Source organism: Streptomyces lancefieldiae, assembly GCF_031845825.1.
GTDB classification, from domain to species: domain Bacteria; phylum Actinomycetota; class Actinomycetes; order Streptomycetales; family Streptomycetaceae; genus Streptomyces; species Streptomyces lancefieldiae.
Genome location: NZ_JAVRFH010000135.1, coordinates 1 through 4740 on the forward strand (window position 1 = coordinate 1; position 4740 = coordinate 4740).

Annotated in this window: 5 protein-coding genes; 2 read left to right on the forward strand and 3 right to left on the reverse strand. The window is 71.9% G+C overall.

Annotated elements, in window-relative coordinates:
* Nucleotides 1-377: 377 nt before the first annotated feature.
* On the reverse strand, nt 378-1202 hold the full coding sequence (locus tag RM812_RS40565; RefSeq protein WP_311585789.1) for a purine-nucleoside phosphorylase: 825 nt from the start codon (nt 1200-1202) through the stop codon (nt 378-380).
* A 96-nt stretch (nt 1203-1298) separates the two neighbouring features.
* A complete protein-coding gene (locus RM812_RS40570) occupies nt 1299-1736 on the reverse strand; it encodes a gamma-glutamylcyclotransferase (protein ID WP_311585791.1) in 438 nt (145 codons plus the stop codon).
* Between the two features lie 83 nt (nt 1737-1819).
* Between RM812_RS40570 and RM812_RS40575 the strand changes: the two genes are divergently transcribed.
* Together RM812_RS40575 and RM812_RS40580 are read left to right on the forward strand one after the other, a co-directional pair.
* Entirely contained in the window at nt 1820-3268 is a 1449-nt protein-coding gene (locus RM812_RS40575; protein WP_311585793.1) for an NAD(P)H-quinone dehydrogenase, read from the forward strand.
* Between the two features lie 185 nt (nt 3269-3453).
* Nucleotides 3454-4440: a DeoR/GlpR family DNA-binding transcription regulator gene (locus tag RM812_RS40580; protein ID WP_311585795.1), complete on the forward strand. Its 987-nt coding sequence runs from the start codon at nt 3454-3456 to the stop codon at nt 4438-4440.
* Between the two features lie 108 nt (nt 4441-4548).
* Here RM812_RS40580 and RM812_RS40585 read toward each other — a convergent pair.
* Nucleotides 4549-4740 (reverse strand): acetyl-CoA carboxylase biotin carboxyl carrier protein subunit (locus RM812_RS40585; protein ID WP_311585797.1); only part of this gene is annotated, 192 nt, incomplete at its 5' end.

Below are 4740 nucleotides of genomic sequence, written 5' to 3' on the forward strand. Positions count from 1 at the left end.
GAACGGCGCGGAATCGGTCGGCCACGGAAGTGACGGGGTTGACGCGCCAACCGCTGCGGGCGGACATCCCCCGACACGTCCCCTTCCCGCCGTACGCGGCTCTCCCGCCGTGGCTGGCCGGCGCAGTGGCTGCCCGGCTGCGGGCAGTCGTGCCTCCTCCAGTGCCTGAACGGCCTGGGAGGTTCCCCAGGGCGGCACGGGTGGGCGGTGGGGTTCCCCCGCTCATGGGGGTCCCCCCGCTCGAGTGAAGCCGAGAGCGGGGGAGAAGCCGAGAGTGGGGGAGGCACCCCGTTGCGCCGGGACGCGCGACCCACCCCCGGCCCACACGCACGCCGGGTGCCGGGCTTGCGCCCGGCCGCGCAGCGAGCCGCGGGGGGTTACAGCCGTCCCAGTACCTGCTGCAGCAGCGCGCCCATCCTCGTGGCGGAGTCGCGGCCTGCCTGCAGGACCTCCTCGTGGTTCAGGGGCTCGCCCGTCATGCCCGCCGCGAGGTTGGTCACCAGGGAGATGCCCAGTACCTCCGCGCCGGCCTCGCGGGCCGCGATCGCCTCCAGGACCGTCGACATGCCCACCAGGTCGGCCCCGATGACGCGGGCCATGCGGATCTCGGCCGGGGTCTCGTAGTGCGGGCCGGGGAACTGGGCGTAGACGCCCTCCTCCAGCGTGGGGTCGACCTCCTTGCACAGGGCGCGCAGGCGGGGGGAGTAGAGGTCGGTGAGGTCGACGAAGTTGGCACCGACGATGGGGGAGGTGGCGGTGAGGTTGATGTGGTCGCTGATCAGGACCGGCTGGCCGGGGCGCATGCCCTCGCGCAGGCCGCCGCAGCCGTTGGTCAGGATGATCGTCTTGGCGCCGGCGGCGACGGCCGTGCGGACGCCGTGGGAGACGGCGGCCACGCCGTGGCCCTCGTAGTAGTGGGTGCGGCCCAGGAAGACCAGCGCGCGCTTGTCGCCGATGGAGTACGAGCGGATCCTGCCGCCGTGTCCCTCCACTGCGGGCTTGGGGAAGCCCGGCAGGTCGGTGACCTGGAGATCGGCCTCGGGGGCGCCCAGGGCGTCCACGGCCGGTGCCCAGCCGGAGCCCATCACGAGGGCGACGTCGTGGGTCTCGGCGCCGGTGAGTTCGCGCAGGCGGGCCGCGGCGGCGTCGGCGGCGGCGTAGGGGTCGCCCTGGATGTCGTCCGGAAGAAGAGATGCGTTCACGCCGAAGAGGGTAGCCGGTTTACGCCTACGCGCGTAGATGACGGAGCTCACGGGATTGCGATCGTTGCCTTGTCGTTTCCGACGGGGGCGCGGGGTTCAGCAGGGGCGCTTGCGGAGTTCCATGACGTAGTCGTGGGGTGCGCCGGCGGATTCGGCGGCGTCCGCCACCTCGCCCAGGTAGCGGGCGGAGGGCAGGCCGCCCTCGTAGGCGTTCAGGACGTACGTCCAGGCTCCCTCTTCCCCGTCCAGGGTGTGGACCCGTACGCGCGTGCGGCGGTAGATGTCCAGGCCCACGCCCTCCCAGCGGTCCATGGAGTCCTCGTCCATCGGTGCGATCTCGTACAGCGACACGAAGACCTGGGAGACGGGATCTTCGACGAGCGTCGCGAGGGCGCCCTCCCAGCCCATGTGCTCGCCCCCGAAGGTCAGCCGCCACCCGTTCAGCCAGCCGGTGGCGCGCAGCGGCGAGTGCGGGGCGCGGCGGGTCATCAGCCGCGCGTCGAGGTTGCCGGCGTATGCGGCGTAGAGCGACATGGGGAGAGGGTACGGCAGCGCCCGGGCGTCACTCCGGTAACGAGGGTGCCCCCGGGCGGCCCCGCGGGGGACGGTGCGGGACAATGGAGTACGTGACTCGGATCGTGATCATTGGCGGCGGACCCGGCGGATACGAAGCGGCGCTGGTGGCCGCACAGCTCGGCGCGGAGGTGACCGTCGTCGACTGCGACGGCCTGGGCGGGGCGTCGGTGCTGACCGACTGCGTGCCGTCCAAGACTCTGATCGCCACGGCCGAGGTGATGACCACCTTCGATTCGTCGTACGAGGAACTGGGGATCATCGTCGCCGACGACACCCCGCCCATGGAGCAGGCCGCCCGGGTGGTCGGCGTTGATCTGGGCAAGGTCAACCGGCGTGTCAAGCGGCTGGCCCTGGCGCAGTCGCACGACATCACCGCCTCCGTGACCCGTGCCGGTGCGCGGGTCGTGCGCGGGCGCGGGCGGCTGGAGGGCATGCAGGCCCTCGACGGTTCGCGGAAGGTCGTGGTGCGTGCCGCCGACGGGAGCGAGGAGACGCTCACCGCGGACGCGGTGCTGATCGCCACCGGCGGGCACCCGCGGGAGCTGCCGGACGCGCGGCCCGACGGGGAGCGGATCCTGAACTGGACCCAGGTGTACGACCTGGACGAGTTGCCCGAAGAGCTCATCGTGGTGGGGTCCGGTGTGACCGGTGCCGAGTTCGCCGGTGCCTACCAGGCGCTGGGGTCGCGGGTCACGCTCGTGTCGTCGCGGGACCGGGTGCTGCCCGGTGAGGACCCGGACGCCGCGGCCGTCCTGGAGGACGTGTTCCGGCGGCGCGGTATGAACGTCATGTCGCGTTCCCGGGCCCAGTCCGCCAAGCGGGTGGGGGACCGGGTCGAGGTCACGCTCGCCGACGGGCGTGTCATCACCGGGTCGCACTGTCTGATGGCCGTCGGTGCCATCCCCAACACCGAGGGGATGGGACTGGAGGAGGCCGGGGTCAAGCTCAAGGACTCCGGGCACATCCGGACCGACCGCGTGTCGCGGACCTCGGCCCCCGGTGTGTACGCCGCCGGTGACGTCACCGGCGTCTTCGCGCTCGCCTCGGTGGCCGCGATGCAGGGGCGGATCGCCATGTACCACTTCCTCGGCGACGCCGTCACTCCGCTGGACCTCAAGACCGTCTCCGCCAACGTCTTCACCGACCCCGAGATCGCCACCGTCGGGTACTCGCAGGCCGACGTCGACGCCGGGAAGATCGACGCCCGGGTGGTGAAGCTGCCGCTGCTGCGCAACCCGCGCGCCAAGATGCAGGGCATCCGGGACGGCTTCGTCAAGATCTTCTGCCGGCCGGGCACCGAGATCGTGGTGGGTGGGGTCGTGGTGGCGCCGCGGGCCTCGGAGCTCATTCATCCCATCTCGATCGCCGTCGACAACAACCTGACGGTCGAACAGATCGCCAACGCCTTCACCGTGTACCCCTCGCTTTCGGGGTCGATCGCGGAGGTGGCGCGGCAGTTGCACACGCGGAAGGCCGGCGGGGAGGGCTAGAAGGCCCCCGGGTCCGGGCGGCCGGAATCGACTCCCCGGCGGTCACGGGGAGTCGCGACGCTTGCGGGCGGCATAGGCGGCCGGAGTAGGCGCATATACCACTCCCAGGTCTACCGTGCGAACAACTTCTGTTATTCGGCGCATACTGCTGAAAGCAGTCGGTCGTTGGGGTTACTGTCAGTTTCGTGTTCGCTGCAGAACGTCGCCAATTGATCCTCGAAATGGTGCGAGCGAACGGGGCCGTGTCGCTCCGTGAGCTCGCCCGCGTCGTCCAGACCTCCGAAGTGACCGTACGGCGGGACGTGCGCGCACTGGAGGCAGAAGGACTCCTCGACCGCCGGCACGGCGGTGCGGTACTGCCGGGCGGGTTCACGCGAGAGTCCGGCTTCCCGCAGAAGTCCCATCTCGCGACCGCCGAGAAGACGGCCATCGCCGACCTCGCCGCGAGCTTCGTCGAAGAGGGCGAGGCCATCGTGGTGGGGGCCGGGACCACCACGCAGGAGCTGGCGCGCCGGCTCGCGCGGGTGCCCGGCCTGACCGTCGTCACCAACTCGCTCCTGGTGGCCCAGGCCCTGGCCCATGCCAACCGCGTCGAGGTCGTGATGACCGGCGGCACGCTCCGCGGGTCCAACTACGCCCTGGTCGGGTCGGGGGCCGAGCAGTCCCTGCAGGGGTTGCGCGTGTCCAAGGCCTTCCTGTCCGGGAGCGGGCTGACGGCGGAGCGGGGCCTGTCCACGTCCAACATGCTGTCGGCGTCCGTCGACCGCGCGCTGGTGCAGGCCGCCGCCGAGGTCGTCGTCCTGGCCGACCACTCCAAGCTGGGCACGGACACCATGTTCCAGACCGTGCCCACGGACGTCATCACCCGCCTGGTCACGGACGAGCCGCCCGCCCACGACGACCGTGCCGGCACCGAGCTCCAGGCCCTGGCCGACCAGGGCGTGCAGATCGCCGTGGCCGGGGCGTCGGGGGGTGCGACGGGCGACTCCGGGGCCTCGGGGCCCGCGGGGGGTGATTCCGTCCCGGCGCGTCAACAGCGTCGGGACGTGCCGCTTCCGGGGCCACGCCGACAGGTCCCGGGCGCGGCGGCGGGGCTGCGGTCGGCCGCGGCCCTGGGTGAGCAGAACGCCGGGGCGGAACGGACGCGCGTCGCGGATCTGCGCCGCCGCTGAGCCGCCCGCACGGTCCGTCGCGTCCCCGGCACCGACGGCGGGGCGCCCGGCGGACCGGTTGTCGTGGTCCGCCGGGCGCCCCGGTCGTATCGCTGCCGTGCGGGTGTGTCAGTCCTTGATCTCGCAGATCGCGGCGCCGGAGGTGATGGACGCGCCGACCTCGGCGCCCAGGCCCTTGATGGTGCCGGACTTGTGGGCGTTGAGGGGCTGTTCCATCTTCATGGCTTCCAGGACGACGATGAGGTCGCCTTCCTGGACTTGCTGGCCCTCCTCGACCGCGATCTTGACGATGGTGCCCTG